Origin of the sequence: Caulobacter sp. B11 (assembly GCF_002737765.1) — a bacterium.
GTDB lineage: Bacteria > Pseudomonadota > Alphaproteobacteria > Caulobacterales > Caulobacteraceae > Caulobacter.
The window spans coordinates 1-4,149 of the sequence record NZ_PEGG01000211.1 but is presented as its reverse complement, the minus strand read 5'-3'; the positions used below and the strand labels follow the sequence as shown (position 1 = coordinate 4,149).

At 68.7% G+C, this 4,149-nt stretch carries 5 protein-coding genes and 1 pseudogene; all 6 read left to right on the top strand.

Annotated elements, in window-relative coordinates; translation table 11 throughout:
• Positions 1 to 437: helix-turn-helix domain-containing protein (locus CSW58_RS09270; RefSeq protein ID WP_148665639.1), on the top strand; the 437-nt coding region annotated here is incomplete at its 5' end.
• 92 nt (positions 438 to 529) lie between these two features.
• Positions 530 to 969 (top strand): annotated as a pseudogene (locus CSW58_RS09265) (MarR family winged helix-turn-helix transcriptional regulator).
• Positions 969 to 1,739: an enoyl-CoA hydratase gene (locus tag CSW58_RS09260; protein WP_099447085.1), complete on the top strand. Its 771-nt coding sequence runs from the start codon at positions 969 to 971 to the stop codon at positions 1,737 to 1,739. Before CSW58_RS09265 ends, CSW58_RS09260 begins: the two are co-directional and overlap by 1 nt.
• 100 nt (positions 1,740 to 1,839) lie before the next feature.
• Complete coding sequence (locus tag CSW58_RS09255) at positions 1,840 to 2,811, top strand: SDR family NAD(P)-dependent oxidoreductase (protein ID WP_099447084.1); 972 nt, start codon at positions 1,840 to 1,842, stop codon at positions 2,809 to 2,811.
• Positions 2,811 to 3,338 carry a hypothetical protein gene (locus tag CSW58_RS09250; protein WP_201721626.1) on the top strand — a complete coding sequence of 176 codons (528 nt, stop codon included), beginning with the start codon at positions 2,811 to 2,813 and terminating at the stop codon, positions 3,336 to 3,338. Before CSW58_RS09255 ends, CSW58_RS09250 begins: the two co-directional genes overlap by 1 nt.
• Positions 3,335 to 4,149, top strand: an 815-nt coding sequence (locus CSW58_RS09245; RefSeq protein ID WP_099447083.1) for an NAD(P)-dependent oxidoreductase, incomplete at its 3' end; no start/stop codon positions are given. The genes CSW58_RS09250 and CSW58_RS09245, both read left to right, overlap by 4 nt.

Here is a 4,149-nt window from a genome sequence, read left to right as displayed (position 1 = left end):
CCGGCGACTATCTGGGCCTGGAACTGGGCGACCACTACCGACTGACCGCCGAGGCCCTGACGGCGGTGACCGTGGCGCGCATTCGTCGCGACGCGCTGCATGGCCTGGCGGAACAGGACGCCCCGACAGCGCGTGCGCTGCTGGACTTGACCATTGGCGAGCTGGGCCGATGCCAGGACCATGTCCTGCTGCTGGGCCGCCGGGCGGCGACCGAGCGGGTGGCCGTGCTGCTGCTCGACTTCGCCCAGCGCAGCGGCGCGGAGAGCCTGGTCGATGTACCGGTGTCGCGCCAGGACATGGCCGACTATCTGGGCCTGACCATCGAAACCGTGTCGCGCTGTATCCACCAGCTGCAGCACGATGGCCTGATCGCCTTGCCAACCCCGCGAAAGGTCCTGCTTCGGGATCGTCCTGCGCTGGAGCGGATGATCGGCTGAGGCCGCCCGGGCTTACGCCGACAAGCGGATTGGTCATGCCGGTCGCGCGAACAGGCGTTTGATATTTCGTGCGCGAACTATATAGTCGGCGGATGTCCGCAGCCGCCGATCGCCGTCTGGTCTTCCTGTTGAACGTTGGCCAGCGTCGCGTGCAGCGCTGGGTCGAGGCCAAGATGGCCGCCAAGGGCGGTCTGACCGCCGCCCAGTCGGGGGCTCTGTTCGTGCTGGGCCAGAACGACGGGGCGCTGATCGGCGAGGCGGCCGAGGCCCTGGATCTCGCCCCCTCCGCCATGACCGGCCTGATTGATCGCATGGCCCGCGCCGAGCTGGTCGAGCGCCGGCCCGACCCCGCGACGGCCGCGCCCTGCGCCTTCACCTGACCGAAAAGGGCCAGATGGCCCGCGAGCAGGCCAAGGCCGGGGTCGAGGGGCTCAATGACCGACTGACCGAAGATTTCACCGACGCCGAGATCGCCGTGGTCGCCCGCTGGCTGACCAGCCTGCAGACCAAGTTCCCCAAAGGAGACGCCTGATGACCGAGCATGTGACGGTAGAGCACGAGGCCGGGATCCTCACCCTCACCCTGGCCCGCCCCGACAAGAAGAACGCCCTGAGCAACGCCATGTACGGCGTGCTGGCCGACGAGATGGAAAAGGCCGAAAACGATTCGGCCGTGCGGGTGATCATCTTCCAGGGCGACGGCGACAGCTTCACCTCCGGTAACGACCTCGGCGACTTCACGGCCCAGGCCACCGGCGGCTTTTCGGGCGAACGCCATGTGGGCCGGTTTCTCAAGGCTCTGGCCAACGCGACCCGGCCGCTGATCGCCGCCGTCCACGGCCAGGCCGTCGGCGTCGGCACGACCATGCTGCTGCATTGCGACCTGGTGTTCGTGGCCCCCAACGCTCGCCTGACCGTGCCCTTCGTCAACCTGGCCCTGGTGCCCGAGGCCGCGTCGAGCTGGCTGCTGCCGGCCCGTATCGGCCACGCCCGCGCCTATGCGATGTTCGCGCTTGGCGAGGCGGTCGACGGACCCACCGCCCTGGCCTGGGGCCTGGCCAACGGTCTGGTTCCGCTGGAGGATCTGCGGGCCCGGGCCCGGGCCGCCGCCGAGCAGTTGGCCAAGCGTCCGCTGGGCGCCCTGACCGTCACCAAGCGCCTGATGCGCGACGCCGAGAAAATCGCCGCCCTGATGGACACCGAAGGCGCCCTGTTCGCCGAGCGCCTGCGGACCGCCGAGGCCCGCGAGGCCTTCATGGCCTTCGCCGAGCGTCGTCCGGCCGATTTCAGCAAGATCGCCTGACGCCGCGGCCAGGCCTCCGCGTCCGGCCATCGCGCTTGGACTGCCGGCCCCGCGACTGTAGCGTTCGAACCAACCAAAAGAACGATCGGGAGACAACGACATGGCGGATCGCATCACCTCGGGCTTCAAGCCTCATACGTCGGCCCGTGAGGTGGTCGCGGGCCATGACCTGACGGGCAAGGTCGCCATCGTCACCGGCGCCGCCACCGGCATCGGCATCGAGACCGCCCGCGCCCTGGCCGAGGCCGGAGCCGAGGTGGTTATCGCCGTCCGCAAGCCCGACCTGGCCGAGGCCGCCGTCGCCGAGATCAACAAGACCGCCAAGGGCGCCAAGGCCAGCTGGTCGATGCTGGACCTTTCCAGCTTCAAGTCGATCCGGGCCTTCGCCGCACGCTGGGGCGACCGGCCGCTCAATATCCTGATCAACAACGCCGGGGTCATGGCCTGTCCGCTGGCCTATACCGAGGACGGTCTGGAGATGCAGATCGGCACCAACCACTTCGGGCATTTCCTGTTGTCGGTGCTGCTGGTCCCCAATCTGATCGCCGGCGCCAAGGCCTCGGGCAAGAGCTCGCGCCTGGTGTCGCTGTCGTCGATCGGCCACCGCCGCAGCGGGGTCAATTTCGAGGACCCGCACTTCAAGACCCGCGCCTATGACAAGTGGGAAAGCTACGGCCAGGCCAAGAGCGCCAACGCCCTGTTCGCGATCGGCTTCAACCGCCGCTTCAAGGACAAGGGCGTGATCGCCTACGCCGTCATGCCGGGCGGCATCATGACGCCCCTGCAGCGCCACATGACGCTCGACGAACAGAAGGCGCTGGGCTGGATCGACGACAACGGCAAGGTCCGGGAGGGCTTCAAGACGCCGGAGGAGGGCGCCTCGACCAGCGTCTGGGCGGCGGTGGGCGACGAACTGGAAGGGGTCGGCGGCCTCTATCTGGAAGACCTGGCCCAGGCCAGCCCCTGGACCAAGGACATGCCCTGGGCCGGGGTGATGCCGCACGCGATCGACGAGGACGCCGCGGAAAACCTGTGGGCCCTGTCGGTGGTGACCACGGGCGCCGACGCCTGATGCGGCGAGAGACGCTCTGGCGGTTGGCCGGGGTCGCGGCCGTCGTCGGCGGGCTGGTCGATCTGACCGGTCCGCTGATCTATCCGCACCTGACCGAGCCGGCGCGGCAGATGGTCTATGTCCTGATCGACCTGCTGCTGCTGTTTGGGCTTCTGGGCCTGCAGTCGGCGGCGGGGCGGGTCCTGGGCTGGCCCGGTCTGGCCGGGTTCGTGGTCGCGGTGACCGCGGTGCTGCTGGTGCGCTCGTCGGCGACCAACCTTCTGGGCCCGCAGAGCTATATGATCGCCGCCAGCCTGTGGTCGATCGCCATGGCGGTGATCGCCGTCGCGGTGCTGCGGGCTCGCGCGCCGTTCAGGACCTCGGCGATCCTGTGGATCGCCGCGCTCGTCATCGGCCTTGTCGGCCTGGCGTTGAAGGATCAGGGTCTGTTGCATCGCCTGGCCGCGTCCAGCTTCGCCCTGGCCTCCGTGGCCCTGGGCGTCGACCTGATCCGCCAGGCCAAAGCCTCGACTGGAGACGACGCATGAGCCCGCCCAACAGCCTTCGGGGCAAGACCCTGTTCATCACCGGCGCTTCGCGCGGCATCGGCCTGGCCATCGCCCTGCGCGCGGCGCGGGACGGGGCCAATATCGTCGTCGCCGCCAAGACCGCCGAAGCCCATCCCAAGCTGCCCGGCACCATCTATTCGGCCGCCGCCGAGATCGAGGCGGCCGGCGGCAAGGCCCTGCCGCTGATCGTCGACGTGCGCGAGGAGGCCAGCGTCTATGAGGCGGTGGAAAAGGCCGTGGCCCGGTTCGGCGGCATCGACATCTGCGTCAACAACGCCTCGGCCATCTCGCTGACCGGCACCCTAGCCACCGAGATGAAGCGCTATGACCTGATGCACCAGGTCAATGGCCGCGGGACCTTCCTGACCTCGAAGGCCTGCATCCCGCACCTGAAGAAGGCGGAAAACCCGCATGTGCTGATGCTGTCGCCGCCGCTCGACCTGGCCCCGCACTGGTTCGGCTCGCACGTCGCCTATTCGATGGCCAAGTACAACATGAGCCTGTGCGTCCTGGGCATGGCCGAGGAGTTCCGCGGCGACGGCGTGGCCTTCAACGCCCTGTGGCCGCGCACCGGCATCGCCACCGCCGCCATCCAGTTCGCCTTGGCCGGCGAAGAGGGCATGCGCCACTGCCGCACGCCGGAGATCATGGCCGACGCCGCCCACGCGGTGTTCATCAAGCCGTCGCGGGAGTTCACCGGCCAGTTCCTGATCGATGACAGCTTCCTCTATGACGAGGGCGTGCGCGACTTCGCACCCTATGCCGTCGATCCGACCGCGACCCTGATGCC

Coding starts and splice junctions, on each gene's coding strand:
- CSW58_RS09250 (WP_201721626.1), top strand. CDS start 2,811: ATGCGGCGAGAGACGCTCTGGCGGTTGGCCGGGGTCGCGGCCGTCGTC.
- CSW58_RS09255 (WP_099447084.1), top strand. CDS start 1,840: ATGGCGGATCGCATCACCTCGGGCTTCAAGCCTCATACGTCGGCCCGT.
- CSW58_RS09260 (WP_099447085.1), top strand. CDS start 969: ATGACCGAGCATGTGACGGTAGAGCACGAGGCCGGGATCCTCACCCTC.